The sequence below is a fragment of the Providencia sp. UF-224 genome (genome assembly GCF_058245955.1).
This window is the reverse complement of record NZ_JBSICC010000002.1, coordinates 201,022-227,214: the sequence shown is the minus strand read 5'-3', so window position 1 is coordinate 227,214 and position 26,193 is coordinate 201,022. Positions and strand designations below refer to the sequence as shown.

Annotated in this window: 24 protein-coding genes, 1 tRNA gene and 1 other RNA gene; 7 read left to right on the top strand and 19 right to left on the bottom strand. The window is 39.6% G+C overall.

Annotated features, from left to right (window positions below; translation table 11 throughout):
- Positions 1-140: 140 nt before the first annotated feature.
- The 9 genes from tkt to dnaQ form a co-directional block, all read right to left on the bottom strand.
- Positions 141-2,132 (bottom strand): transketolase, encoded by a 1,992-nt coding sequence (gene tkt / locus AC4IFO_RS03295; protein WP_490731809.1) that lies wholly within the window; start codon positions 2,130-2,132, stop codon positions 141-143.
- A gap of 506 nt (positions 2,133-2,638) precedes the next feature.
- Positions 2,639-3,319 carry a fimbria/pilus periplasmic chaperone gene (locus AC4IFO_RS03290; protein WP_490731807.1) on the bottom strand — a complete coding sequence of 227 codons (681 nt, stop codon included), beginning with the start codon at positions 3,317-3,319 and terminating at the stop codon, positions 2,639-2,641.
- Positions 3,306-4,871 (bottom strand): fimbrial protein, encoded by a 1,566-nt coding sequence (locus tag AC4IFO_RS03285; RefSeq protein ID WP_490732048.1) that lies wholly within the window; start codon positions 4,869-4,871, stop codon positions 3,306-3,308. The genes AC4IFO_RS03290 and AC4IFO_RS03285 overlap by 14 nt, the downstream gene beginning before the upstream one ends.
- 58 nt (positions 4,872-4,929) lie before the next feature.
- A complete protein-coding gene (locus AC4IFO_RS03280) occupies positions 4,930-7,428 on the bottom strand; it encodes a TcfC E-set like domain-containing protein (protein ID WP_490731805.1) in 2,499 nt (832 codons plus the stop codon).
- A 19-nt stretch (positions 7,429-7,447) separates the two neighbouring features.
- Positions 7,448-8,131, bottom strand: coding sequence for an EcpB family pilus assembly chaperone (locus AC4IFO_RS03275; protein WP_490731803.1), 684 nt, complete (start codon positions 8,129-8,131; stop codon positions 7,448-7,450).
- Between the two features lie 90 nt (positions 8,132-8,221).
- Positions 8,222-8,827: a common pilus major fimbrillin subunit EcpA gene (ecpA, locus tag AC4IFO_RS03270; RefSeq protein ID WP_490731801.1), complete on the bottom strand. Its 606-nt coding sequence runs from the start codon at positions 8,825-8,827 to the stop codon at positions 8,222-8,224.
- A gap of 121 nt (positions 8,828-8,948) precedes the next feature.
- A complete protein-coding gene (locus tag AC4IFO_RS03265) occupies positions 8,949-9,272 on the bottom strand; it encodes a helix-turn-helix domain-containing protein (RefSeq protein WP_490731799.1) in 324 nt (107 codons plus the stop codon).
- Positions 9,273-10,227: 955 nt separating this feature from the next.
- A tRNA-Asp gene (locus AC4IFO_RS03260) sits at positions 10,228-10,304 on the bottom strand.
- 160 nt (positions 10,305-10,464) lie between these two features.
- Entirely contained in the window at positions 10,465-11,226 is a 762-nt protein-coding gene (gene dnaQ, locus AC4IFO_RS03255; RefSeq protein ID WP_490731797.1) for a DNA polymerase III subunit epsilon, read from the bottom strand.
- Positions 11,227-11,280: 54 nt separating this feature from the next.
- Between dnaQ and rnhA the strand changes: the two genes are divergently transcribed.
- Entirely contained in the window at positions 11,281-11,751 is a 471-nt protein-coding gene (gene rnhA / locus AC4IFO_RS03250; RefSeq protein WP_490731795.1) for a ribonuclease HI, read from the top strand.
- Here rnhA and AC4IFO_RS03245 read toward each other — a convergent pair.
- Positions 11,748-12,479 (bottom strand): class I SAM-dependent methyltransferase, encoded by a 732-nt coding sequence (locus AC4IFO_RS03245; protein ID WP_490731793.1) that lies wholly within the window; start codon positions 12,477-12,479, stop codon positions 11,748-11,750. The genes rnhA and AC4IFO_RS03245 overlap by 4 nt on opposite strands.
- A 34-nt stretch (positions 12,480-12,513) precedes the next feature.
- Between AC4IFO_RS03245 and gloB the strand changes: the two genes are divergently transcribed.
- The 4 genes from gloB (at position 12,514) to AC4IFO_RS03225 (ending at position 15,887) form a co-directional block, all read left to right on the top strand.
- On the top strand, positions 12,514-13,269 hold the full coding sequence (gene gloB / locus AC4IFO_RS03240; protein ID WP_490731791.1) for a hydroxyacylglutathione hydrolase: 756 nt from the start codon (positions 12,514-12,516) through the stop codon (positions 13,267-13,269).
- 80 nt (positions 13,270-13,349) lie between these two features.
- On the top strand, positions 13,350-14,723 hold the full coding sequence (gene mltD, locus AC4IFO_RS03235; protein ID WP_490731789.1) for a murein transglycosylase D: 1,374 nt from the start codon (positions 13,350-13,352) through the stop codon (positions 14,721-14,723).
- Between the two features lie 518 nt (positions 14,724-15,241).
- Positions 15,242-15,610, top strand: coding sequence for an Hha toxicity modulator TomB (tomB, locus tag AC4IFO_RS03230; RefSeq protein WP_490731787.1), 369 nt, complete (start codon positions 15,242-15,244; stop codon positions 15,608-15,610).
- Between the two features lie 73 nt (positions 15,611-15,683).
- Entirely contained in the window at positions 15,684-15,887 is a 204-nt protein-coding gene (locus AC4IFO_RS03225) for an HHA domain-containing protein (protein WP_490731785.1), read from the top strand.
- A gap of 350 nt (positions 15,888-16,237) precedes the next feature.
- On the opposite strand, the gene ffs is transcribed toward AC4IFO_RS03225, so the two are convergent.
- Both ffs and AC4IFO_RS03215 read right to left on the bottom strand, forming a co-directional pair.
- An RNA gene (gene ffs / locus AC4IFO_RS03220) (signal recognition particle sRNA small type) lies at positions 16,238-16,334 on the bottom strand.
- A 155-nt stretch (positions 16,335-16,489) separates the two neighbouring features.
- Positions 16,490-16,948, bottom strand: coding sequence for a YbaY family lipoprotein (locus tag AC4IFO_RS03215; RefSeq protein ID WP_490731783.1), 459 nt, complete (start codon positions 16,946-16,948; stop codon positions 16,490-16,492).
- A gap of 238 nt (positions 16,949-17,186) precedes the next feature.
- Between AC4IFO_RS03215 and tesB the strand changes: the two genes are divergently transcribed.
- Positions 17,187-18,053, top strand: a complete 867-nt coding sequence (gene tesB, locus AC4IFO_RS03210) for an acyl-CoA thioesterase II (protein ID WP_490731781.1) — start codon at positions 17,187-17,189, stop codon at positions 18,051-18,053.
- A 137-nt stretch (positions 18,054-18,190) separates the two neighbouring features.
- On the opposite strand, the gene amtB is transcribed toward tesB, so the two are convergent.
- From amtB to AC4IFO_RS03185, 5 genes are all read right to left on the bottom strand, one after another.
- The gene (gene amtB / locus AC4IFO_RS03205; RefSeq protein ID WP_490731779.1) at positions 18,191-19,471 is read right to left on the bottom strand and encodes an ammonium transporter AmtB; all 1,281 of its coding nucleotides are present in this window, start codon (positions 19,469-19,471) and stop codon (positions 18,191-18,193) included.
- Between the two features lie 10 nt (positions 19,472-19,481).
- The gene (locus tag AC4IFO_RS03200) at positions 19,482-19,820 is read right to left on the bottom strand and encodes a P-II family nitrogen regulator (RefSeq protein WP_353242905.1); all 339 of its coding nucleotides are present in this window, start codon (positions 19,818-19,820) and stop codon (positions 19,482-19,484) included.
- Between the two features lie 173 nt (positions 19,821-19,993).
- Positions 19,994-21,778 (bottom strand): SmdB family multidrug efflux ABC transporter permease/ATP-binding protein, encoded by a 1,785-nt coding sequence (locus AC4IFO_RS03195; protein ID WP_490731776.1) that lies wholly within the window; start codon positions 21,776-21,778, stop codon positions 19,994-19,996.
- Entirely contained in the window at positions 21,775-23,520 is a 1,746-nt protein-coding gene (locus AC4IFO_RS03190) for a SmdA family multidrug ABC transporter permease/ATP-binding protein (RefSeq protein WP_490731774.1), read from the bottom strand. The genes AC4IFO_RS03195 and AC4IFO_RS03190 overlap by 4 nt, the downstream gene beginning before the upstream one ends.
- Positions 23,521-23,593: 73 nt before the next feature.
- Positions 23,594-24,055 carry an Lrp/AsnC family transcriptional regulator gene (locus tag AC4IFO_RS03185; RefSeq protein WP_219245763.1) on the bottom strand — a complete coding sequence of 154 codons (462 nt, stop codon included), beginning with the start codon at positions 24,053-24,055 and terminating at the stop codon, positions 23,594-23,596.
- A gap of 276 nt (positions 24,056-24,331) precedes the next feature.
- Between AC4IFO_RS03185 and queC the strand changes: the two genes are divergently transcribed.
- The gene (gene queC, locus AC4IFO_RS03180) at positions 24,332-25,027 is read left to right on the top strand and encodes a 7-cyano-7-deazaguanine synthase QueC (protein ID WP_490731771.1); all 696 of its coding nucleotides are present in this window, start codon (positions 24,332-24,334) and stop codon (positions 25,025-25,027) included.
- 53 nt (positions 25,028-25,080) lie between these two features.
- On the opposite strand, the gene AC4IFO_RS03175 is transcribed toward queC, so the two are convergent.
- Both AC4IFO_RS03175 and AC4IFO_RS03170 read right to left on the bottom strand, forming a co-directional pair.
- Entirely contained in the window at positions 25,081-25,506 is a 426-nt protein-coding gene (locus AC4IFO_RS03175; RefSeq protein WP_273803208.1) for an acyl-CoA thioesterase, read from the bottom strand.
- Positions 25,507-25,687: 181 nt separating this feature from the next.
- Positions 25,688-26,059: a ComEA family DNA-binding protein gene (locus tag AC4IFO_RS03170; protein WP_490731770.1), complete on the bottom strand. Its 372-nt coding sequence runs from the start codon at positions 26,057-26,059 to the stop codon at positions 25,688-25,690.
- Between the last annotated feature and the right edge of the window lie 134 nt (positions 26,060-26,193).

The following is a 26,193-nucleotide window of genomic DNA, read 5'->3' as shown; positions in this document are numbered from 1 at the left end:
AAGGGATAAAGTGATAGAACGCAATAGAAAATCATCGATGGATGCACAAAAAAACAACGCCTAACGATCTGCTAGGCGTTGTTCAGCAAAATAAGATTATGCGGGGCATTCAACACATGAATACCCCATCATTAAATCACTTATTTCAGAAGCGATTTCGCTGCTTCAACGGCTTTTTCTACCGTGATGCCGAACTCTTTGTACAGTTCTTCCGCTGGTGCAGATTCACCAAAGGTATGCATACCGATGATAGCACCGTTTAAGCCAGTGTATTTGAACCAGTAATCAGCAATACCTGCTTCGATAGCCACACGAGCGCTAACATTTGCAGGTAAAACAGCTTCGCGGTAAGCAGCGTCTTGTTTATCAAATGCATCCGTAGATGGCATAGAAACAACGCGAACTTTGCGGCCTTCGGCTGCCAGTTGGTCAGCAGCTTTAACCGCTAATTCAACTTCAGAACCTGTTGCGATGAAGATAAGCTCAGGTGTACCTGCGCAATCTTTCAGAACGTAAGCCCCTTTCTCGATATTCGCTAATTGCTCAGCGGTACGAGGTTGTTGCTCTAAATTCTGACGAGAGAAAATCAGTGCGCTTGGACCATCTTTACGCTCAACCGCATATTTCCATGCAACCGCAGACTCAACTTGGTCACACGGACGCCATGTGCTGACGTTTGGTGTCACACGCAGGCTTGCCAGTTGCTCAACCGGTTGGTGAGTTGGGCCATCTTCACCCAGACCGATAGAGTCATGAGTATAAACGAAGATGCTGCGAATTTTCATCAGCGCAGCCATACGCACAGCATTACGCGCGTATTCAACGAACATCAGGAAGGTTGCACCGTAAGGAATGAAACCGCCGTGTAATGCGATACCATTCATGATGGCTGACATACCAAATTCACGTACACCGTAATGGATGTAGTTACCCGCTGGGTCTACGTTCAGCGCTTTAGAGCCTGACCACATGGTTAAGTTACTTGGTGCTAAGTCAGCTGAACCGCCCATAAACTCAGGTAATACTTTACCGAAAGCTTCCAGTGCGTTTTGTGATGCTTTACGGCTAGCGATGTTGGCAGGGTTTTGTTGCAGGGTTTCAACGAATTTTTTCGCTTCTGCATCAAAGTTTGCTGGTAATTCACCGTTCATACGACGGGTAAACTCAGCCGCTAGCTCAGGGAATTCCGCGGTATAAGCAGCAAATTTCTCATCCCACGCTTTTTGTTTCGCTTCGCCCGCTTTACGTGCATTCCAAGCTTCATAAATATCTTGTGGAATTTCGAACGGACCAAATTTCCAGCCCAGTGCTTCACGTGTTGCTGCAATTTCAGCATCACCTAATGGTGCACCGTGAACAGATTCAGAACCCGCTTTGTTTGGTGAGCCAAAACCAATGATGGTTTTGCACATAATCAGCGTTGGTTTGTCTGCTTTTTTAGCTTCATTTACCGCAGCATTGATTTGCGATGCATCGTGACCATCGATGTCACGAATAACATGCCAGCCATAAGACTCAAAGCGTGCAGCGGTATCATCAGTAAACCAACCTTCAACTTCACCATCGATAGAGATGCCGTTGTCATCATAGAATGCGATCAGTTTATTTAATTTCAGTGTACCCGCTAAAGAACATGCTTCGTGCGAGATACCTTCCATCATACAACCATCACCCATGAAGACATAAGTGTGGTGGTCAACAACATCATGGCCAGGACGGTTGAATTGCGCCGCTAATGTGCGTTCTGCAATCGCAAAACCGACTGCGTTTGCAATACCTTGGCCTAATGGACCGGTTGTTGTTTCAACACCTGGAGTATAGCCATATTCTGGGTGGCCCGGTGTTTTAGAGTGTAATTGGCGGAAGTTTTTTAACTCTTCGATAGATAAGTCATAACCAGTGAGGTGCAGCAAGCTATAAATCAGCATTGAACCATGGCCGTTTGACAGTACAAAACGGTCACGATCTGCCCAGTGTGGGTTTGCTGGGTTATGATTCATATGGTCACGCCACAGTACTTCAGCAATATCAGCCATGCCCATTGGCGCGCCAGGATGCCCTGATTTTGCTTTTTGAACCGCATCCATACTTAGAAAGCGGATAGCATTAGCAAGGGTTTTACGAGTCGTCATCAGTATACTCCAGGTAGGATAAAAACGTACTTAAACCAATTTTTACAACGCAATACGGATAGTGCTACTTTGATTTCGCCGCAACGAAAAACGTCAATTTACCGATGTAGCGCGATTGAAAGTAACCCAATTCTATCCATACCGCAATATTTGCTATGTTCATGGCAGCAGATCGTGAATAAATTGAACTGCCGCAAAGCTGAATCCATTCCATTGCGCAAAATATCCCTTAAGGCTTACATTTTTGCGCAAGTGACTAACCTTATTAAACCTGAGTTCACTGTCTGGGATCAAGGTGATTTATGCATCTAGCACATTTAGCTGCCACATTAGTGATAATTGGCAAACTTTTAAGCAAAAAAGTGCCTCAATATGCCCGAATATTTTTGTTTTGATTTAAGTAGAAATACGCAAACCCTTCCCATCATGGAAGGCTAATGAATTAAAAAAAAACCAGTAACAATAAGCATTACTGGCTAATCATATAATATGAAATTTTAAACAGGCTAATCGCAGTTGCCTATAGAATGGTATTTATCAAAAATAACAATGTACTTACGGCTTTTTTTCTTTAAAGCCGTATTGCGAAATTCTTGTTGAGGTAAAAGGTGAAGAACTAATGGCTGCTCATCGTCGTCCACCTCGCAACTTTCGTGGACTAACACCCTAAAATAGGTATTTCCCGTATTTTTTAATACGCCCGCATTTCCATCCATGGCATATTGGAAATCAACTTTTTTCGGTCTAACCACAAAATAGGTTTCTAAACTCACCGTGGGGTAAAATAACGATTGTTGATTCGAAGCCGGATCAGTTTCAACATCCAGCGCCGTTTCACTAATCACAATTTTATAATAACGCTCTTTATCGTCTTCTTTACCGCGATAAAAAATCTTAAAATATTCTTGCTCCCTGGGTAATAAGATTTTTTTTAAGGGAGTAAAAATAATTTCCCCCTCTTCTATTGGCTTTCCTTGTTCTTTGCTCTCTGGCTTATCTATTTGATAAGCACTAAAGGTATATAAATTGACCTTTTTTGTATCATTGATATAGGACTTTGAGAAAAAGCTTTTATTTGGTTCAAGTGCTGAAATATCCGAGCTTAGATATAACGCATGCGCCTTCCCAAAGAATAACAGTATCACCCCAAATAATATGAACTCGTAAAATCGCTTATAGATGCACATCGGGCCCCGTCCAAATCGCCTTCACAACGACAGTTCCACTAGCAGACACCGTACCCAACCAATCAATGCCATCCAAAGTAAACAACGAATTAGACTCATTCATTGGAAAGCGTAAATCTAAATAAGTCCGATAAAATGACCCTAAGTCTTGGTTAGGAATATCCCACGGCGTTTCTGCCCATAAGGCATTATTCATCGATATTTCCGTACCATCACAACTTGAACGATAAGACTCTTCGGCGCCTGATGCATTTTTAAATGACAGGTAAGCTGAGAATGGCACGCGAAATTTATCATCGTCAGAACTGAACAAACAGAAGTTTTGCCCGCTGACATTAACGGTTGGGCCTTCGACCCTAGCCGTAATAGAGTCAGCCTGCCGAGGGCCACTGGTCGTCACAATATAATTAAACTCAATCGGCGGTTCTTCAGGGCCAATTTTACCTGTCTTTGACGGGTTTGGAATATAATCCGCTGGCACAATGCTGATGCTGTAATCCCGAGGCTTGATCACTAACTGGTTTGATGGTGTAAATTCATAGTACCCTGATTGTGGGGCAGCCGCAGGGTTAGTAAACGAAAAGGTAAAAAAGTCTTGGCTATTGGTAAAATCCACATTATTCGTCACGAGCTGCTTAAAAAACGTATTGGAAAAAAAGATAGAAACATATTGGTTCGAACTTTTAAAATACGTATTCGCAGCATAGGTTGAATTATAATTACGCCAAATATTCGAGCCATCATCAGGCCCAATTTTTATTGATGCCCCCGCAACCGTAAATGGGATCAGGGTTGAGTTTACTTTTAAGCTCAGTAACACGTTGGCAAAAACATCCCCTGATGTTTCATGTTTCACGACTTGGCAAATCAAACCATTCACTTTATCAACAACGCCAATTCGGCAAAATTGCTCCCCTGGCCCTAAGCTTGGGTTCCCATTACTGTCAATGTAAACCTCTTGCATTGCCCCTGTTGAGCTAAGCTTAATATGGGCGGATTTGGTGATAGTAAATTCGTGAGATGCAATAATTCGCCCGCCGACACTTTGGCAACTTTCCCCTTTCGCTGGGTCATAATCCAAGTCGGTCATGCATGCACGGTAGCTATAGGTTTCAACCGCACCAACAGCCATCTGCCTAAAGTATTGATAGGTTGATTCGCTAAAAATGCCTCGTGCGTATGCCCCTTCACCCAATGTATTGTCCTGAACGATTTTATATGCGCCATTTCGGCCGACATATTGTGCAGGCCAATACCCTGTATCACGGTTGCAATAATTACGCATACAGCGGTTGCCGATAAATGGGCCATCAATAGGCGAGTTTTCAAACCAAATATCCACATTTTGGTTTGCCCGAATCGAAGTATTGGTGTAGCCCATATAGCCTAAACTTTCTTGGCTTTTTGCTGAATAACGGGAAAATTTATTCGCGCCAGTAAAGCGAGGGTCTAACGACCTCGGCGTGACAAAATATTCATCATCCACGCCATTCTCAACAAAAACAATGGAGTTACTCAGTGCAACGGCACCCGCCGTTGAACTGAATAACATACTGAAAATAATGCTACTAAGAGAAAAAAAAGAAATCGGTTTCATCATCATAAAATTCTCATTGCCTCAATGCGACTGTGCGCTGCGGGTCACAAGTCACATCACCCAACCACAATGCGCCGCGAGCTCCCTCTAAATTTAAATCGGCCTCGCAAATGGTTTGCTCATCTTCTTGTAACAATGAAATAACCGGATAACGCACATCCACATCCATTGAAAACTCACCATTGTGGTCAGTTTTGGTTCGACCAATATGGTTACGAATAGACGCATATTTAATAAATTCACCATTAGGCGATTTTAAACGGCCAAATACCGTTACTAACTGCCTAACCTCTGGCTTATATATTGCAATATTCCCAGGGTATAAAGTGACTGACTTATTTCGCCCAGACACAATGTCAAAACTGTCTTTAGACTTCGCATCATTCATTAATTGGATGTCATAATCTGAATAAGGCGATAAAGGAATAAACGTATTTTTTCCACTAATTGGGTAACTTTGCCCATTAACTCGTGCGGTCATACTCCCTGCCCCATAAATATCCGAATTAATGATGACGCCCGACTTCCCTTGCTGCCCGCTAGGCATAATTGTGCCATCGCTATAGGCTAAAGAGCCGCGAGACGTAAAATTACCATTTAATCTCTGGTTATCAGGGCGATTAACCGTCAGCATCCCTGAGTTATATTTTGTCTCATAGGAGGCATACCCCATCGTTGAGAAATCAGACTCACCATTATTTTTATCGCGCACCAATTTAGAAACAGATCCACCAATATCGGTAATCACCGAATCTTCAAAGCGTTTATTCGCGTAAATATTGGCTTTCATATTGCCATTACTTGACGATAGGCCGGTGCTTAACCAAGTCGATAACGGCAATGAAAAATCAAGGCTAATAAATTTTTCATTGATACTTTTTTGGTCATCATAGTGGTAACGCTGGACGCCCGTTCTCAAACCAACCGTACCATAGCGGCCTGAAAATAAGGTATTGGAATACTCATAGTTAATTGAGTCACTGCCAATACGTTTATCTGTTGTACTGCTAATGGTAAATGCCCCCGAACGCTCAACAACCTTATCAAGGTTCAGCGTCGCACCATAAGAGTAACTATTTGAATCATAAACTGGCAGATCCCCTTTAATAACCGCTTTTTCTTTTGAAGCCCAAACAGAACCATAACCGTCAGGTACGCTGGTAGATACTGTAGCAATATTCCTAAAGCTCCCATGATTCTCAACCATGCCTTGCCAAGAAATAGAAATATATTGGTTTAATGAAAGGTTAATACTGCTTTCATTAATTAAAAAATTGTCATAACCGTAGTTCGACATTTGAACATTTAACCCAGATAATACAGGGAAGCTTTTTGCAACAGACGCCCCTAATAAATAACTTTTTTCTAGTGGTTGGCGATCTGCTTGTTTCCCTCTGACATAACGCTTTTTATCAAAGTCGATATATCCGCCATAAACTTCCCAGTTAAGCTTGTCAAAATCAGCGCCACTTGAGCTAAATGACTTATTAATTGTTTGCCGTTGTGAAGTCACAACCTTTCCATCTACAACAGTTTCAATCGTGACGTCATAAATACCAAACGGCAAAATACTGGTATCTACCTCATAACTTCCCATTGGAAAGTTTTGGATATTGAGTAATTTTTCATCACGGTAAATACGCACTTCACCTGGGCTATTTAAAAAAACATAAATTGGTGTCAGGGAATATTTTTTGTTAACGACAACACTTGAAGCATTATTACCAATAGATGCCGCATATATTTTGCTGCGATTTAAGGTGGTTAAACTCGCAATAGACTGCAAATTCCACGTACTCATTAACCCAATGGCAAAACGCAAGCCATCAAAGTCACGCTCATACATTGCACGGTAAAGCTCAATCTCAGAATTAGACTTACCAATACTGTATGCCGATGCATTTACGTTTATATGGTGCTCAGCAATCGCAAATAGCGTATCTAAGTTAAAATAGCTACTTGATGAGTTTTTCCCTTTTTTTACCTGACTTTCAAAAACCCCGAGATCATAATTAGCTACCGTAGAAAAGGACTCAACGGAAGAATCGCCTAATGAAAATTGCCTGACTTTTTCATTGGGTGCAATTGCCTCTTTATTAACATCAAGAGATAAGTTAAACGAAGCAATATTCAGTTGTAGAATTGCGTTCTTATCAACTTCAATATTATTAAGTTCGTTAAAGAATGCATCTTTTTTACTTTCTAAACTTTCAAGTAATAGTGGCTGTATCTTGGGGCCTTTATTGACATCAATAAAATGAATATTCGCAAGTTTAATCTTACCTTGATCTATAATAATGATTGCATCCGCAATTTTATCTTCACTCTGATTTTGCCCATTCTCCCCTTTCAAACGTAAGAAAACAGGCACAGACATTCCTTCCTCTAAAGCCATGACAAAAGCAGGTGGAATAATATATCCACCGACTTTAATTCGTTTAATTTCTTTAGCAGAAAGTGCATTTGAAAAAACAAAGCTCATGATTGATAACGCAATAATACTTTTACGCATAATTAAGACCCAATCCTAATTATTTGACAACAATAAACTCCCCTTTGTGCCAAATACCAATACTTGTTTTTTTATTGTTTATATCAACCAATTGAAGATTAACTGCTAAATTTGGCATTAGGTAATAACGCTCACGACAAATACCATCGTTTCCTAATTTTATTTTTTCAGTTAAACAAGGCCCTGATGCAACAATACGAAAAGAACTGTTTCCCAGATTTGCAACTTTATTTTTATCATATTTATATTTAAAGTTCTCAACTCGTGGAGCCACAACCAATATGGTACTAATTGTTGCTGATGTGGTCGCCGATGCTGACTTGGCACTTTTCGTCATTCCACTCTCACTAATTGGATCATCCGTCCAATTTAACCTGTAATAACGTTCCTGATCATCTTTCGGGCCTTGGTAAATAATTTTAAAGAGATCTGTCGCTTTACCCGGAAGAATAATATTCGCTGGTGTTGACAATATTTCATTAGGATCGTTAATTGGAATGGTTTTCCCATCAGCTAAAGGTGAGTCTATTCTTTCAATACTTAAATTAACCAACCTCGCCGCATCAACGGTGTTTTCAATTTCTTTTGATAATGTTTCTTCATTTGAAGAAATAATTTCCGTAATATTACCAACATTAACAGCCAAACTATTTTTTAGTGGTAGCATTGATAATAAAATGACTGCGAATGCAATTTTTTTCATTATTTTAACTCGAATAAAAACGATAAAGATTTATTTCCTTATATTATCTTTATCGTAATATAGGATTTATTATTTAATTAATGGAAAAGTTTATGGAGTAACGAAGTCACCTTCCCAGTTTGCAGTAAACTGAACTTTTACATCACCATCCCAAACACCATCATCAAGGTCTTTGAACTCTGCCGCTGCACCTGCTGCTTTAGCATTAGCAATAACGAAAGTGAACTCACCACGGTCGGTAGCGCGGTCTGAGCTATTATAAACGCCATCAGCAGCTAAGTTATCTAAGCCAGAAGTAACCCCATCTGCAACATCAATTAATGTTGTTTCAGTTGCTGTATTTAAATCAGTGCCATTCCATTTAACACCCACTTCTAATGTAGAGTCATCTGTGGTTCTTGCTAAAGTATTTGCAATAATTTTAGACGTTAATTTAAAGTCTGTAGCACCTGATTGGCCTTGAATAGCAACATCAAATGCACCATTTTGTTGGTTAAAGCTTTTTTGACCTTCAGCATAATTAAAGGTTAAGCTTTTCAGTGGGGTAACAACTAACATACTTGTCGTATCTTTAATTGCTGTTGCTTGCCACGTTGCTGTCGCTTGAGCGGTACGAGTATCAGCATTTGCAACAGTCGCAAAAGAAGCAGCAATAATCCCAGATAATAATACAGATGATATTTTTTTATTAAACATATTGTTCTCTCTAATTAATATTTAAAATATAACAAACAAAAAATTACATAGTATAAAAAACACTTAAATGTGTTTTTTATAAAATATAATCTGACCACGTATTTTAATTTTATAACGATAGTTATTTTTCTTTACTAGAAACGAAATCCATTAAATACCGACTTAATGAATAGTTTTCTTTTTTATCCATTTCATTTTTTAAATTATTCTCATTCTCTTTTTCATTTTGCACAAAGAGAATAAGGTCTACCCAACTTTTATCGAGAAAAGTTAATAGTTGATGTAATTGGTCTAGTGTTAATGGCGTTTTCCCTGTTTCATAACGAGAGATTTGTTGCTGACTTACGTGCATTAACTTTGCTAATTGCTTACCGGTTAAATTTTTTTCTCGTCTAGACTTTCGTAAGAAAAAACCAGCATAATAACTTAACTTATTTGATTCCATAAGCATTTCCAAAACTTTCCCAACGGTGAAATAAAGCGAATGACACTATAAAATGCGATTATTAATATATTTATGTTATTAACCAAATAATTCAAAATTTAATTATTCGTAACTAATTTGTTCTTAATAATATAAATGGATACAATTTCGTGTAAAAATGTTTAAAACTATCAAAATAAAACAGATCAATAGTCACAGTCTATCAATATATTTTTTTCGCAACATTTCCTCGACAAGAAACGACAAAAAACACGTAATCAGAGTATTCAATTAATAAGTAACTATGTGATTAATAGATTAATTTTAAATGTTAAAATAATGTTTTTAATATACGGAAAATAAGTTATAGATATAATTACTTATTTTTTGAAATATATTTTACGGACACCTAATCTAATAGGTATTTTCATTTTGTTACAAATTGGAATGAAGTGTATTATTTGAATGGAGATTTAACACCAAATACGAGTATTAAGGTTTTTTACCTGAAAAAAATTCGATATCTAGTGTTAAGATCGAGTACGCCAAGTTTATCCTTGGGGAAGTAAAATGTACTCTTTGCTTTTCAACTTTTCGAAGCATTATAAAAATCTGAACAACGGCTAAAATAACATTTCCAACTGAAATAGTTCATCAATGATATAAAAAAAACGCATTTTTGAACGCCACAATAACGCATAAAAAAGCATCTAATTACCGCTATTATATTAATAATGAAATAAAATGAGTTACTGTTCGAAATCAAAAATAGGCGCCTTACTAGCAGTATGCATTGCAAAATCGTCATATACAAAAATAATAAACGCATTCTATGCGTATATCACCTGTTCATTACGATATGAATCAGTGAAATAAAATGTATCAGGAAGAGAGGTGCCGATGGTAACACTGAGGAGCTAGCACAAATAAAAGTCATAAAAAAAGCCCCGAGCTAATGCTCAGGGCTTTCAATGTTTGGCGGAACGGACGGGACTCGAACCCGCGACCCCCTGCGTGACAGGCAGGTATTCTAACCAACTGAACTACCGCTCCGAATGTCCCCCTGTTGGGAACGCATGCATATTACGAACACTTCATTACGCAGTCAATACTTTTTCTTGAAAAATCGCGCAGTTGAGCAGTTTTTAGCCTTTAATTGATGTAATAACTAATGCTTTCTTTATTACGCTTATTTATCTCAAATCAATCACACTTAGTGTAAGCTATCTTCTTCCTCATTAGACTGCCGCCACAAGCAAGGTTTTCCACCTTTTTTATCAACTATATCCAGTCGTGCTTCGTGAGCAATAAGCTCTTCATCGGAAGCATACAACACCGCCAGACCACTTGATGGACGCTCAATACGCTGAATTTCATACGCTTGCTCATTATTTGCTGATTCGGCATCCATCGAAAATGATAACGATGTCTGCCCCCCCGTCATTGCAAGGTACACATCCGACAAAATTTCAGCATCGAGTAACGCGCCGTGCAACATACGTTTTGAGTTATCAATTAAATAGCGATCACATAACGCATCTAAGTTATTTCGTTTACCCGGAAAAAGCTTTCGAGCTAACACTAAGCTATCAGTGATAGTACAGAAATCGGCTGTTGGTGGGATACCTTTATTGAGTTTACGAAATTCATAATCCATAAAACCAATATCGAAGGGTGCGTTGTGAATAACGAGCTCTGCGCCACGAATAAATTCAAGAAACTCATCAGCAATGTCCGCAAATACGGGTTTATCCTGTAAAAATTCATCACTGATCCCATGAACTTCAAAAGCTTCAGGGTCGACTAAACGGTTAGGCTTAATATACACATGGAAATTACGGCCAGTTAAGCGCCGATTAATCACTTCAACTGCACCAATTTCAATAATGTTATGGCCTTCATAATGAACACCCAGTTTATTCATACCTGTGGTTTCAGTATCGAGGACAATTTGTCGGGTTATCGCCGTGCTCATAATGGTATTTTGTGTCAAACTAGTGGTGAATGAATAATATAGAGTGTACCAGAAATGACAAAGCAGGTAGAAATTTTCACGGACGGTTCCTGTTTGGGTAACCCAGGACCAGGCGGGTACGGTGTTGTCCTTCGTTATCAACAACATGAGAAAACGCTGAGTGACGGTTATTTTATGACGACGAATAATCGTATGGAGCTACTTGCCGCTATTGTTGCTCTTGAGTCCCTCAACAGGCCATGTAACATCATCCTAACAACGGATAGCCAATATGTTCGCCAAGGGATAACTCAATGGATCCATAGCTGGAAACGAAAGCAGTGGCGAAAAGCGGATAAGTCCCCCGTCGTGAATGTTGATTTATGGAAACGACTTGATGAGGCAATTCAACGTCATACAATAGATTGGCGCTGGGTTAAAGGCCATGCGGGGCATCCTGAAAATGAAAAATGTGATGAATTAGCACGCGCGGCTGCATCATCACCAACCAAAGAAGACACGGGTTATCAACCTGCGAAAGATTAAGCGCTAGGTGTTTTTGTACGCTTGCTTAGCTCTTTTGCCGCACCTAATGCCGTTCCTATTTTTACTTTTGGTTGTTTAAATTTTAGTGGCGTGGGCGTAAGCGGATATGTCCGTTTTCGCGCCACGATGACACTCAGCACACCAATTCCACCACAATTTTTGTTAACTCGCCGTTGTGGACTCATCCATGGAATGACATGGCAATTTCGATGATATAATACTTCATAATTTAATAAACTCAGCCAATCAAATACCCTAACCGATGGAAAGAAGCGACTACAATAGGGCTGTTTTTTTCGCAATACAGGAACCAATTTAGCTATCCCAGCGAGGCTAAATGGGTTAAAACCTGAAATAATCAACCAACCATCATCCATTAACACCCGATCAACTTCTCTCAATAACCAATGCGGATCATGGCTATACGCTAAACAATGAGACATTAAGCATGCATCAATTGACTTAGCAGCAAAGGGCAAAGCCTCAGGTTGTGCCATAAGGTGAAAACGAGGATCATTCTCCCCCACATTAAACTGATGGGAGATTAGACATTCTTCGGTATGGATTTCAGTGCTTAAATGCCCTAACTTAAGGAGATGAAAACCAAACATTTTCGGCCACCAAGGACGAAGTTGGTTTTCCAGCGCTTGTCGGTATTGTTCACCAAAAGGAATATCAGACCAACTAACGGGCATTTGAATTTTTTTATCAATACGCGCAGGCTTCATGAAATTCCCCTATTAAACAGTTTTCGAGGTCATTATGGAGTTAATCCGAGTCCCCGCTTTAAATGATAATTACATTTGGGTTTTAGCGGATAACCAGAAACAGTGTATCATCGTTGACCCTGCAGAGGCAGAGCCTGTACTCGAGATAATCACCCAAAAGCATTTAACCCCTGTCGCCATCTTACTTACTCATCACCATAACGACCATACTGGTGGTGTGGAAGAAATTTTAAACAAGTTTACAACCTTGCCAGTATTTGGTTCTAAGGAAACAGCCAATAAAGGTGCAACTGAGTTAGTTGAAGATGGTGACGACATCATTATCAACCAATTTAACTTTCACATTATTTCTTTACCAGGACATACGCTAGAACACATTGCTTTCTACCAAGCTCCCTACTTATTCTGTGGCGATACCTTATTTTCGGCTGGTTGTGGTCGTATCTTTGAAGGTACCCCAAAGCAAATGTACCAATCAATTCAAAAAATTGCTGCACTTCCTGATGACACACAAATTTGTTGTGCCCATGAATATACTTTATCAAATCTAAAATTTGCTCATCATATTTGGCCTGAAAATGAGGCAATTACCCAATATTTACAAAAGATAACGCAAATGCGTGACAAACATCAACCTACAGTTCCTACCACATTGAAAACTGAAAGAAAGATAAATATTTTTCTTCAATGCGATAATCAACAATTACAGAAAAAACTACAGGTTAATATACAAAACCCACCGTTGAGAGCTATTTTTACCCTGTTACGTCAATTAAAAGATCAATATTGAAGTTTATTGATTGTCATCTTGGGGTGGGATAAGTATTATTGTTCGACTTTTAAACATTAAAATGAAGAACAATAGAAAAAATGAAGATAATTGCGACACTTATCGCCATTGTTCTGCTCGCGGGATGTCAAACCGCCCCAAAAAAAGCCAAGCAGAATAAACCCCCTGTAAATCATACAATTGAAACCATTGCTTCACATAACCAAGCAGCTAGTCGACAACAATCTAAAGTTGATTATGATTTATGGGGCTATATTAGTGATGAATTAAATATGGACATCCCTGATAACCCACAAATTAGGGAAATGGCTAACAGCTATATGAATAAACAAAGTTTTGTCTACGATGTGGCATTAAGGGCTGAGCCTTATATGTACCTCATCGTAGACGAAATTAATGAGCGTAACCTTCCGATGGAATTAGCGTTAATTCCAATTATTGAAAGTTCTTTTAATCCAAAAGCGACCTCTCCTGCACAAGCCGCGGGTTTATGGCAAATTGTACCAATTACAGCCCGTTCATATGGGTTAAAACAAACGCAATGGGTTGATGAACGTAGGGATGTTCTTTCATCTACTAATGCGGCATTTGATTTACTTGAAAATTTGAATGTTATGTTTGGCCATGACTGGGAGCTGACCTTAGCGGCTTACAACTGCGGTGAAGGTTGTGTGCAAAACGCAATTAAAAAGAACGAGGCGGCTGGGCTGCCAACAGATTTTTGGTCATTATCTTTACCTAAAGAAACTAAGCAGTACGTCCCTAAAATTTTAGCGTTAAGTAAAGTACTGAAAAACCCTGAGCAATACCAAGTTAACTTGCCTAAAAGTAACAAAAATAGGGCATTAACCCAAGTTGATGTCGGCCAACAAATTACCCTATCCCAAGCCGCTGAACTAGCAGGGTTAACCGTTGAATCCGTCAAAACCTATAACTCAGGTTATACACGTGGTATTACCGCACCTGCGGGTCCACACTATATTATGTTACCCACGGCCAAAGCTGAGCAATTCAAAACCTCACTGACCGATCAGGAAGTTTTAGAAACAATTCGCCTTGCTGCAGTGCAAAATCAACAAGTTAAAGCAATAGCACAACCAACCGCTATTTCTGCGGCTCGTCAAAATCGCGCTAAGATCACCACATATAAAGTTCGTAAAGGCGAATCTATTGCCAGTATTGCCAAAAAATTCAATACGACCGCAAAAAATATTCAACAGCTAAATGGCCTTAAAACTGCCAGCGTGATAAAACCGGGTCAAACCCTCAAAGTGTCTGAGCCAGCTCCTGTTTCTAATAGCCGTAAAAGTACGATATACAAAGTTCGTAAAGGTGATTCTTATTACAGTATTGCCAAGCGCCACGGGATAAAGCTTAATGATTTAATGACCTGGAATTCCGGCGTCAAAATGGCAGATTTAAAACCTGGAGTTACGTTAAACCTTTACCTCTAAATTATTTATACCTTGAAAAGCCTTTGCTTCTTTTTGCAGGGGCTTTTTAATATCCCCTCCCCGGTCATAAACCATTTAAATACTCTAAATGGAGTAATACTTTTTATAACATGTTTTGTATAATCTTTTACCTCTAATTGTATTAAGATAAGGCATGTATGAAGAGCATTTAAATATACCCATAAATTGCGTTTAGTCAGAGTAAACAGTCAGTGCATTACCTCGCGAGTTGATCAAAGCAGAAAAAACAGTTGATATTAGATGACTTATGTAATAATAATGATATTATTACTTCGAAAAAAAAGCAGTTTTCACTACTAGTCTGTATTCGAATATCACTTATGTTAATAGTTTAAACTTTCAAAAATTTAATGAAGCTATAATAAGTTTATATTTTTCAATATATTAACAAATTATATATTCACATTAATCTTAAGTGCTTTTAATTAGTTTATATGGCAGTATTATTGATATAAAAAGATACATAGCAAAAGTCAGATTCGCCTGCGGAGGTGATTATGGATGAATATTCACCCAAAAGACATGATATAGCAGAACTTAAGTACTTGTGTAACAGCCTGAATCGAGACGCTATTTTAAGCTTACAAAAAACGAATACACACTGGATTAATGATTTAAGTTCTCTGCAAAGTGCGGCGCTTAATGAACTCATAGAGCATATTGCTGCGTTTGTCTGGCGCTTTAAAATAAAATACCCAAAAGAAAATCTTGTTATCTCATTAATCGAAGAGTATCTCGACGAGACTTATGATCTATTTGGTAGCCCAGTCATCACATTGAGTGAAATTATTGATTGGGAAACAATGAATCAAAACCTTGTCGCCGTGCTGGATGATGATCTAAAATGTCTCACCAGCAAAACATAAAGATATTATTTATCTTTAGTCTAACTATAACATTGTATATTACCGAGTTATTTTTCATAAAAGAAAGGGCGTTATGACCAAATTTGATTATCTGATGCGTTTAAGAAAATGCACAACACTTGAAACACTTGAGCGAGTCATTGAAAAAAATAAGTATGAATTATCTGATGATGAGTTAGAGTTATTTTATTCAGCAGCCGATCATCGCCTTGCTGAACTTACTATGAATAAACTCTACGATAAAATCCCAGCTTCTGTTTGGAAATTTGTTAGATAATATTTCTTTAACACGTGCAGATAGTAAATGGTTATAGCCGGTAGGTAAACTTATCGGCTAACTGAATCATTAGTTCAATAAAATATTGGCATTATTTTAATGCTAATAACTTCTTTTACAGCTTATTTTTCATTCCTAATTTAATTCACTTCTCATTTTAACAATTCATGCCATATTTTTAACGTTATTCTATTTATGAACTAGAAACTACAAAAAATAAAAGCTAACTTTACATTTATATAAAATTTAAACGTTAAATAAATTAAAAATAATTTTATTATTGAGTCGTTACGGATTTAATACATTGAAAAATTTGAAGAGTAAAACATAAGGGGAATTTTGGGTGGGAACCCTGCCAGCGACATCCCGGCACACACGACCCCTGCTATGGCTGCTTCCTTCCGGACCTGACCAAGTTAACAAGTTAGCGTTGCGGGAGAACCAACAGGGCCCCCATTGAATGCTTCTTTCAAAGCAGGGGCATTATGCTTGATAGCAGCTAAAATAGCAAGAATACAGCGGCTAAGTGCTGATTTATTACACAAAAAAACAAATTATTTTTTATGCTAGTCCGCAAAAAATTAAGTTTCAGCTTGTGGCCTTTAATTAGCAGGCACCATCAGTAATTCAACATTTTTGGTTATGCCATTATTAATTACTTCAACAACTGAATCAGTAATATAGAGTAATTTACCATCCGCACTAACCGTTGCACTCACTGTTAGTTTCCCTTCTGGCCTTACCTCATTTTTATGATAGGTTAACTCAAATGGGATAGTTGGTCGGCTATTTAGCGAGTCATAATACTTTTGCGACAAGATAAGCGCAGGCAAATCCGCAATAGAGGTATCAGCTAAAGTCACCGTCACAGTTGAGCCTGCTGGCAAAGCCGAACTTTGCACAATAACAACACGCCCTTCAATTTTTCCAGAATCGACGGCTTGGTTATTATGGCTAGCTTTACCATTAAGTGCTTTTTCACTTGGCTTTGTGCCATTCCCTTCACAGCCAATGAGTGAAAAAACGATTATTAGGCTAACAAGGTAGCGTAAAAACATCATAGTTATTACCTATAAGACAATGTTTATTAAAACATTTTTAAAAATTGAAATTAGAGAATCTTTTTTTGATGTGGGAATTGAAAAAAGTATAACCAATTTGAATAAAATAATAAAATAATATTTCAAATTGTAACTATAAGTAAGCGTCAATTTACCCATACACAATCTGTCTACCTATTTTGGTAAAATAATGGGAAAATACCGCTATCTCATTATTTTTAACTGTATTAAGGTAATTATGAGCCCAGAATTACAGAACTTAATTAGCCTCATTGAGCTAGAAAAAATTGAAGAAGGCATTTTCAGAGGGCAAAGCGAAGACCTTGGTTTACCACAAGTTTTTGGTGGCCAAGTTGTTGGTCAAGCGATGTATGCTGCCGAGCAAACACTTCCTGAAGATCGCTTCATTAACTCTTTTCACAGTTATTTTTTACGCCCCGGTGATAGCTCTCGCCCAATTGTCTATGACGTGGAAATTTTACGTGATGGTGGAAGTTTTAGTGCACGGCGTATCAGCGCCATCCAAAACGGTAAACCTATTTTCTTTATGACGGCGTCATTTCAAACCCAAGAAGACGGTTATTCGCATCAAAACTTGATGCCTGACGTTCCGCCACCTTCCCAATTAATTTCTCAAGATGATATTGTGCAAGCGCTAGCCGATAAATTGCCAGAAGCTGTCAAAAAATATGCGTTAAGGCCTAATCCTTTCGAATTTAGGCCAGTAGAATTCTACAGCCCATTCGATGCGCCACCTCAAGAGCCATTCCGTTATATTTGGTTTAAGGCTAAAGGGAAACTTCCAGATATTCCATCGTTACACCACTATTTACTGGGTTATGCTTCCGACTATAATTTCCTACCCGCAGCTTTACAGCCTCACGGCCGGGGCTTTATGGAAAGAGATCTACAAGTCGCCACCATTGACCATTCCATGTGGTTTCATCGACCTTTTAAAATTGATGATTGGTTACTTTATGCTGTCGAGAGCCCATCAGCATCTGGTGGAAGGGGTTTTGTGAAAGGTCAAATCTACAATCCTCAAGGTGAGCTTGTTGCTACAGCGGTGCAAGAAGGTGTGATACGCAAGAGGCAATCGCGCTAGACAACCTATATTGAGAAGTAAGTAATTACTCACTTATTTAACTAAAAAGGTAATGGCAGTGTCGTGCATACTGCCATTATCAATTTGAATAGAACACAGTTTTATCCTGAATTCATAGATAGATGAATGTGATTGCCTTAGTTATAAGCACTCTCACCGTGGGAAGTAATATCCAAACCTTCCCTTTCCTTTTCGACACCAATTCTTAGCCCTGATGTCTTAGCGGCAATCATAAAGGCAATAAACGCAACAATGGCAGTCCAAACAACACAGACCAAAATGCTAAACGCTTGGATGCCAACTTGTTTTAGCATTGTGATGCCTTCTGCAAAGCCACTTCCTCCTAATGCACTCGAGGTAAACACCCCAGTCAACAAGCAGCCTAAAATCCCGCAGACACCATGAACGCCAAAAACGTCACAAACATCATCAACTTTCAGCTTGCGTTTTAGTATTACCACACCCCACAAACCTGCAATCCCTGAAAGTAACCCAATCACCAATGCCCCGCCTACACCAACAGTTCCAGCCGCAGGGGTTACACCGACAAGCCCAGCTAAGCAACCTGAGCACGCCCCTAATAAGGAAGGTTTCTCTCTAAAAATCCACTCGGCCAATGTCCATGATAAAATTGCGCCAGACGCCGCAGCAACAGTGTTAACAAACGCTAAAGCCGCGATACCATCTGCGCTTCCCGCAGACCCTGCATTGAAGCCAAACCAACCAATAAATAGAATTGATGTTCCCATAAATACCATCGGTAAGTTATGAGGTTTAATCGCCTCTTTTCCTAAGCCTGTACGATGCCCCAGTAAGTAAGCACCAACTAAGCCCGCAACTGCCGCATTAATATGCACCACTGTTCCTCCCGCAAAATCCAATGCACCATCTTGCGAAAGAATACCGCCCCCCCACACCATATGCGCCATGGGCAAATAAGCAAAAGTTGTCCAAATTACCGTAAAAATTAACACGGCTGAAAACTTGATCCGCTCACCTAAAGCGCCAACCACCAGCGCCACAGTTAAACAGGCAAAAGCACCTTGGAATGCCACATGAACAAACTGAGGGATCGTGGCAGATAAGCTTTCCACTGTAATACCCTTTAACATCACAAGGCTAAAACCGCCAAAAAATGCATTCCCTTCGCTGAACGCTAAGCTGTACCCATAAATAATCCAAATGACTGAAACCAACGCGAGGATCACCGTCGTCTGCGCCATGAGTGAAAGGACGTTTTTACTTCTTAGTAACCCGCCATAAAACAATGCGATACCCGGAACAATCATGAAAATCACTAAGGCCGTCGCTATCATCATAAAAGCATTGTCTGCTTTATCTAATCCCCCTTGCGAAGCCAAAACAGTCATTGGAAAACTACTTACTGCAATTAATATGTATTGAAACCATTTACGCATCGTCGTTCTCCTAAAGTGCTTCGTCTTGTTTTTCACCAGTACGAATTCGTACTGCTTGCTCTAATGGCAAAATAAATATTTTCCCATCACCAACTTGGCCGGTATGTGCTTTTTTCTCTACAGTTTCAATCACTAACTCGACTAGCTCATCAGGAACCGCAATCTCCATTCTCACTTTAGGTAAAAAATCGACGGTATATTCTGCGCCTCGGTATAGTTCCGCATGCCCTTTTTGCCGACCAAAACCACGCACTTCAGTGATGGTCATTCCTTGAATACCAATTTCAGATAGCGCCTCACGCACTTCATCTAACTTAAATGGTTTAATAATTACGATGATATATTTCATTCTTGCTCCTATCAGTCATGCTGATGACACACTCATCCTCGATGAGCGTCATTAACTTAAGAGCAAATCCCATGCCAAAAAATATTTATCTTTAAAATTCAAATAGAAATGACAAAACAAAAAACCACTCGAGTGAGTGGTTTTATGGAATGCATCATAATCGTGCAGAATAATTAGCTAGGAACAACCTCGATTTCAGCATCACAACGGGCATTTAAGGATTCACCAACTTGTTGTAACTGGTACATTTGGTAATAGCGTCCTTTTTGTTGCAAAAGATGCGAGTGAGTACCTTTCTCAACAATTGCACCACGGTGTAGCACAATCACTTCGTCAGCATCAACAATAGTTGATAAGCGATGAGCAATCACTACCAGCGTTGTATTTTTACGAATAACACGCAGCGCCTTTTGAATCGCTTGCTCTGTACCTGAGTCGATATTTGCAGTTGCTTCGTCTAAAATAAGAATTTTAGGTGTCACCACTAACACCCTTGCCATCGCCAATAACTGCCGCTGCCCAACCGATAGCGTGTTACCTTGCTCACCAAGTACCGTATCTAAGCCATCAGGAAGCTGGCGAACTAAGCCCGCAAGCTGCACAGTTTCCAGCACTTCCCATACTTTTTCTTGGCTGACATCACGCCCTAACGCTACGTTGTCAAAAAATGAAGATGCTAATACGACAGGGTCTTGTTGGACCATAGCAATTCCATTACGTAACGCTTGATGCGATAACGTATGCAAATCACGGCCATCAAGCAATATTTCGCCCTCTTGCCACGGGTAATACCCCATAATCAAGTTAGCAATCGTGCTTTTACCGCTACCCGTATGACCAACCAACGCAATAAAATGGTTATTCGGCACATGCAGGTTAATATCATTCAAGACTAATTTGTCGTCACGGTAGGCAAAAGAGAGATGCTTAATCGTGATTGAGCCGCCTTGTAATGGTGCAATACTTTCACCATATCCTTGCTGTGGGCTATCCATTAATTCAAAAACACGCTCGCCTGAAACCACCGCCTGCTGCAACATTGATTGCTGCGAGGTTAATTCAATCAGTGGCTCATTTAATCGACCTAGATAATTGATAAAGGCGTATAACACCCCGACACCAATGGTTGTAGTCCCTTCAACCCCAAATAGAAATAGCAATCCACACAAAATAGAGGCAGAAAATAAACTCAGTAATGGCCGTAACAGTAAGCCATCCAACTTTAAGGCTTTCATTCTTGCTAGGTAGTGATTTTGGCTCACTTCCTGCATTTTTGCACCAAATCGAGCTTGCTGTAAAAATTGTTGGATAACCGTCATGCCATTAATGACTTCGTTAAAGCCGTTATTAATATCCGCAAGATACGAACGAACTCGACGAACAATCGGCGTACTTAGGCGCTGATAAGCTATCATCACAACAAGCACAGCTGGGAAAATCATGACTGCAACGGATGCCATTCGCCATTCGAGGGAAAACATTGCCACTAACATGGCACAAATCAGTGCTAAGCTACGAAATACAGTTGGAACAACCATAACAAACAGGTCTTTGATCACCTCTGTATCATTGGTGACGCGAGAAATTAACTGCCCAACTGGTTGTTTATCAAATGCACTTAATGGCTGCCTAAGCGCCGCATTCATCACGTCGGTTCGCAAGTTTTGCACCACGCCAACAGCCGCTTTATTGAATAAAATGATTTGGTAATAGTGAAGTAGTGCAGCAATTACCTGTAACAATATGAAGCCAACAGCCATGTATAAGGTCAATGGCATAATGATTTCTTTTTTAGCGACCATATTATCAATAAAATAGCTAACGAGCAGAGGACCGCTGACCTCCGCGATTGCCGCTAACCATAACATGCCAATGGCAATTCCCATCGTACCACGATAGGCTTTTCCATATGAAAGGAGCCGTTTCAGTGCAGGCCAAAGTGGTTTTTTCTGGCTCATAATTCACCATCCAAAGCCGCTTCAATCTGTTGATAATGATACATATCTTTATACCAGCCTGACTGAGCGATAAGAGAGTCATGCTCACCTTGAGCCGTAATTGTCCCTTGGGATAGCACTAAAATGTTGTCGGCTTCCACTAAAGCAGATAAACGATGCGCACTAATAATTAGCGTGCGCCCTTGCCGCCAGCGGCTTAAATTTTGCAAGATAGTAAACTCTGTCTGCCCATCCACCGCGGAAAGGGAATCATCCAACACCAATATTTCGGCATTTTGCAAAATCGCTCGCGCAATAGAAATACGTTGTTTTTGCCCACCGGAAAGCATAACGCCCCGCTCACCCACTTGTGTGTCGTAACCTTCAGGCAAACGTAAAATATCATCATGCACACAGGCGATTCGAGCTGCTTCTTCGATTTCAGCTTGCGTGGCATTCGGCCTGCCAAGGGCGATGTTTCCTGCCACAGTATCAGAAAACAAGAAAGGAGATTGGTTCACAATTGACAACCTTGCGCGCCATTCATCTAATTTAATTTCAGGTAACGGCAAACCTTGATAGCAAATACGCCCTTCAGTCACATCAAATTGGCGCTGTAATAACGTTAATAATGTCGATTTCCCTGAACCAGTCGGCCCACAAATTCCTAAAAACTGCCCTGGTTTTAAGTTGAATTGCACGTTGTGTAGCGAGTTTCTAGCTGCTTCTGGGTAGCTAAAAGTGGTAATGTTCACACTCAATTCACCTTTTTCGGGCTGTAATGAATGCGAGCCATCGTTAATCACCAGTGGCTCATTTAATAAACTTAAAATTCGACTATAAGCGGCACTACCGCGCTCAACAATATTAAACATCCAAGCCAGTGCTAACATCGGCCAAATCATTAACCCTAAATACATAATGAAGCTGGTTAGCTCACCTAAAGTGAGGGTTCCTTCTAAAACCATCCAGCTGCCACCCGCAATGGCGAGTAGATTCGCCATGCCTATAGCCATAAATATGGTTGGGTCAAAACGTGCATCAATTTTGGCGACATGCATATTGCGGCGACCAGCTTCGGTCGCGACTTGCTCAAACTGGTTAGATTGGTGATCTTCAAGGCCAAAAGCTTTGATCATACGAATGCTGGTTAGGCTTTCTTGTGCATGGTTATTTAATGATGAAAATGCACCTTGGGCATGTTTAAACCGATGATGAAGCTGATCCCCGTAGCGTTTGATAACGACCGCCATTATTGGCATTGGGATCAACGCCAGCAAGGTTAATTGCCAGCTAATTTCAACACTCATCATGATTAAAACAGCACATCCCATAACCAATGAATCAACTAACGTTAATACCCCTTCACCCGCCGCAAATACGACACGGTCAACATCATTTGTCGTTCGCGCGATAAGATCCCCTGTGCGATATTTCAAGTAAAACGCTTGATTTTGCAGGCTTAATTGACGATAAAACTTCTGGCGCAATTGAACTGCCAACTTATAAGAAGCACCAAATAGCCAAAGCCGCCAAACATATCGCAAACCGTAAACAATTAATGCAATGAATAACATCAGCAAGACATAGTTGACCAATTGGCTTCTCTGCATGGTTTCTTTACTAATCCCATCAACCACTACCCCAACAATACGAGGAGGAATGAGTTGTAAGATAGCAATGACTATCAAAAAGCAAACAGCGCCGAAGTAGCGCCGCCATTCACTTAAAAAATACCACTTGAGTTGTGAAAATAATCGCACGTATTACTGCCTTGAATAATGTTAATTAATTTATACGCTTTAAGCTGCCTTACTCCATCATTTCATGGAAAAGCTAATCAGGGATCGGTAAAACAGTTGTATATTTGATTTTTTCCATCGCAAAGCTTGAAGTGACATCAATTAAACCATGCACACCATTAACCAATTTTTTATAAAAAAGGTCATAGGATTTCATGTCATGTACCTCAACTTGCATCAGGTAATCATACTCCCCCGCCATTCGGTAGAACATGAGTACCTCTGGCATCTGACTAACAAATGACACAAATTGCTCATACCACTCACTATTATGATGCTGTGTTTTTATCGTTACGATAACAGTTAGGCCTAAACCAAGTTTTTCACCATCAAGCAGCGTGACTCGCCCGCGAATATATCCTTCATCTTCGAGGCGTTTTAGGCGCTTCCAGCACGGTGTAGAGGTTAAATTAACCGCTTCAGCGAGCGTATTGAGGGATAAGCTACTGTCATTTTGCAATAAGCAAAGCAGCTTTTTGTCTATTTTATCTAACATGAGTGGTCTCTTGGCTTAGGTGTGAGTGCTTTTGTTATGTTTTTAGTATTGGAAACCTTATTATGCAAAACACCATCATTTAAAAACAATAATAATGTCACCAATTCGCTTTATTATAGAATAATTTTATACAAATTAAACAATAATAGAATAAATAACACACCAAATGGATTAAACCTGTAAAAATAAGTCTGTTAATTGTGTTATCACCTCGCTAACATAGAAAACTGAAATCTCGTTTTCTTGAATGACATGAATTATCACCAAGGAGTGACTATGAAACGCGCCGTTGTCGTCTTTAGTGGCGGACAAGACTCAACAACTTGTCTGATCCAAGCCTTAGAAAATTATGATGAGGTGCATTGTGTCACCTTCGATTATGGGCAACGACATCGTCAAGAGATTGAAGTTGCACAGAAACTCAGTGCATTACTAGGCGCAGCCGCTCATAAAGTTTTAGATGTCACGCTACTTAATGAACTCGCGGTGAGTAGTTTGACGCGAGACAACATCCCTGTTCCTGACTTTGAAGAAAGTGAGGCAAGCGGCTTACCAAGCACCTTCGTACCTGGGCGCAATATCTTATTTCTGACTCTTGCGGCAATTTATGCTTATCAAGTCCAAGCAGAAGCGGTGATCACCGGAGTATGCGAAACAGACTTTTCGGGTTACCCAGATTGCCGAGATGAGTTTGTTAAAGCACTTAACCACGCTGTCAGTCTTGGTTTAGCAAAAGATATTCGTTTTGAAACGCCCCTTATGTGGTTAAATAAAGCCCAAACATGGGCACTGGCTGACAGCTATGGTCACCTAAGTACCATCAGAGAACAGACTCTGACTTGCTATAATGGTATTCAAGGAGATGGCTGCGGTGAATGTGCTGCCTGCCACTTAAGAAGCAATGGCTTAAGTGAATACTTAAGCCAAAAGGAAGCTGTTATGAATTCATTAAGACAGCTACAAGCCAAATAAATATACCACTCCATCTGCCTACCTAATAAACAACATGAGGTAGGCTTCATTTGCTAGCTGATAAAATCATCCACGACCGAATTAAACGCCCCCAGCTTCTCGCGTAATTCTTCATCGATCACAATGGCTTTGTTGGTTAAGTTATCAATAAACACAAAGGTGACATAAGCATCAGATACGACTTCTGATTGACCTGCTTTAGTACGAATGATTTGTTGATAACACACTGCACTTTTAGAGCCAATTTTATCCATGCGTGTCACAACGGTTAACTCATCTCCCAGTAATACGCCTTGAATATAGTTCACATTGATATTCACAGCAGCCATGGTTAAATTGCTTTGTATTGCCCAACTAATAAAGTTGCGTTTATTCATCCATTCCCAGCGGTCCGCTTCATAGAACTCTAAATAACGTGCATTATTCACATGCTGGAATACATCAATATGATAACCATGAACTTTAATTTTTGTTGCCATAACTACTCCGACCAGTTTATTTTCTGATAACATAAAAATAACAAATGTACGGAAAATATGCTGAATAAATGTCACGAATAAGACTTAGCTCGCAAATTATTTACCATCAAACAATAAATGTGATTAATAAGTAGCCATAACATAAGTGGCTCCTCAATCATTTGAATGAGGAGCCATGTTATTAAAGCATCAGTTTATTTTTGTTTTTCTCTAAAAATGCAGGGCCAATTCCTTGTACTTCCAAAATATTTTCAATGGAATTAAATGCACCGTACTTTTCCCGATACTCAACAATTGCTTTTGCTTTTTGTTTTCCTATTCCATTCAATTTTTGAGCGAGTTCTTCCGCACTGGCGTGATTAATACTCACTTTGCCCGATTGGTTAATATCGGTGCCTTTTGTGTTTTCAGTAGACTCGGTTGGTTGAGAGAGTGTTGTGGCGGGTTTTTCTGCTGTATTTTTTTTCGCCCATGTTAAAGGTGATAATCCCCCCAATAAAAATAAGCATAATGTTGTGACTAAACTACGTTGAACAATTGTTTTCCATGACATGGTATTTCTCCTTTGTGTGTAGAAACATCACAGTGCCAGAGAAAAGTTATTGGCGCATTTAGCGAAAAATAAAAATGCGAAAGGCCACCCAGAGGTGGCCTTTTAATAGCATGCTTACAACTTAAGTTGCGAAG

Excerpts from the sequence above, each read along its gene's own strand:
- AC4IFO_RS03175 (WP_273803208.1), bottom strand. The coding sequence starts at position 25,506 with ATGGCAACAAAAATTAAAGTTCATGGTTATCATATTGATGTATTCCAG.
- mltD (WP_490731789.1), top strand. The coding sequence starts at position 13,350 with ATGAAGATAATTGCGACACTTATCGCCATTGTTCTGCTCGCGGGATGT.
- AC4IFO_RS03285 (WP_490732048.1), bottom strand. The coding sequence starts at position 4,871 with ATGTTATTCAGTTCAACGGCGGGTGCCGTTGCACTGAGTAACTCCATT.
- AC4IFO_RS03215 (WP_490731783.1), bottom strand. The coding sequence starts at position 16,948 with ATGATGTTTTTACGCTACCTTGTTAGCCTAATAATCGTTTTTTCACTC.
- AC4IFO_RS03290 (WP_490731807.1), bottom strand. The coding sequence starts at position 3,319 with ATGTGCATCTATAAGCGATTTTACGAGTTCATATTATTTGGGGTGATA.
- rnhA (WP_490731795.1), top strand. The coding sequence starts at position 11,281 with ATGACAAAGCAGGTAGAAATTTTCACGGACGGTTCCTGTTTGGGTAAC.
- AC4IFO_RS03195 (WP_490731776.1), bottom strand. The coding sequence starts at position 21,778 with ATGAGCCAGAAAAAACCACTTTGGCCTGCACTGAAACGGCTCCTTTCA.
- amtB (WP_490731779.1), bottom strand. The coding sequence starts at position 19,471 with ATGCGTAAATGGTTTCAATACATATTAATTGCAGTAAGTAGTTTTCCA.
- gloB (WP_490731791.1), top strand. The coding sequence starts at position 12,514 with ATGGAGTTAATCCGAGTCCCCGCTTTAAATGATAATTACATTTGGGTT.
- AC4IFO_RS03265 (WP_490731799.1), bottom strand. The coding sequence starts at position 9,272 with ATGGAATCAAATAAGTTAAGTTATTATGCTGGTTTTTTCTTACGAAAG.
- tesB (WP_490731781.1), top strand. The coding sequence starts at position 17,187 with ATGAGCCCAGAATTACAGAACTTAATTAGCCTCATTGAGCTAGAAAAA.
- AC4IFO_RS03245 (WP_490731793.1), bottom strand. The coding sequence starts at position 12,479 with ATGAAGCCTGCGCGTATTGATAAAAAAATTCAAATGCCCGTTAGTTGG.
- dnaQ (WP_490731797.1), bottom strand. The coding sequence starts at position 11,226 with ATGAGCACGGCGATAACCCGACAAATTGTCCTCGATACTGAAACCACA.
- queC (WP_490731771.1), top strand. The coding sequence starts at position 24,332 with ATGAAACGCGCCGTTGTCGTCTTTAGTGGCGGACAAGACTCAACAACT.
- AC4IFO_RS03275 (WP_490731803.1), bottom strand. The coding sequence starts at position 8,131 with ATGAAAAAAATTGCATTCGCAGTCATTTTATTATCAATGCTACCACTA.
- AC4IFO_RS03280 (WP_490731805.1), bottom strand. The coding sequence starts at position 7,428 with ATGCGTAAAAGTATTATTGCGTTATCAATCATGAGCTTTGTTTTTTCA.
- AC4IFO_RS03170 (WP_490731770.1), bottom strand. The coding sequence starts at position 26,059 with ATGTCATGGAAAACAATTGTTCAACGTAGTTTAGTCACAACATTATGC.
- AC4IFO_RS03225 (WP_490731785.1), top strand. The coding sequence starts at position 15,684 with ATGACCAAATTTGATTATCTGATGCGTTTAAGAAAATGCACAACACTT.
- tomB (WP_490731787.1), top strand. The coding sequence starts at position 15,242 with ATGGATGAATATTCACCCAAAAGACATGATATAGCAGAACTTAAGTAC.
- AC4IFO_RS03200 (WP_353242905.1), bottom strand. The coding sequence starts at position 19,820 with ATGAAATATATCATCGTAATTATTAAACCATTTAAGTTAGATGAAGTG.
- ecpA (WP_490731801.1), bottom strand. The coding sequence starts at position 8,827 with ATGTTTAATAAAAAAATATCATCTGTATTATTATCTGGGATTATTGCT.
- tkt (WP_490731809.1), bottom strand. The coding sequence starts at position 2,132 with ATGACGACTCGTAAAACCCTTGCTAATGCTATCCGCTTTCTAAGTATG.
- AC4IFO_RS03185 (WP_219245763.1), bottom strand. The coding sequence starts at position 24,055 with ATGTTAGATAAAATAGACAAAAAGCTGCTTTGCTTATTGCAAAATGAC.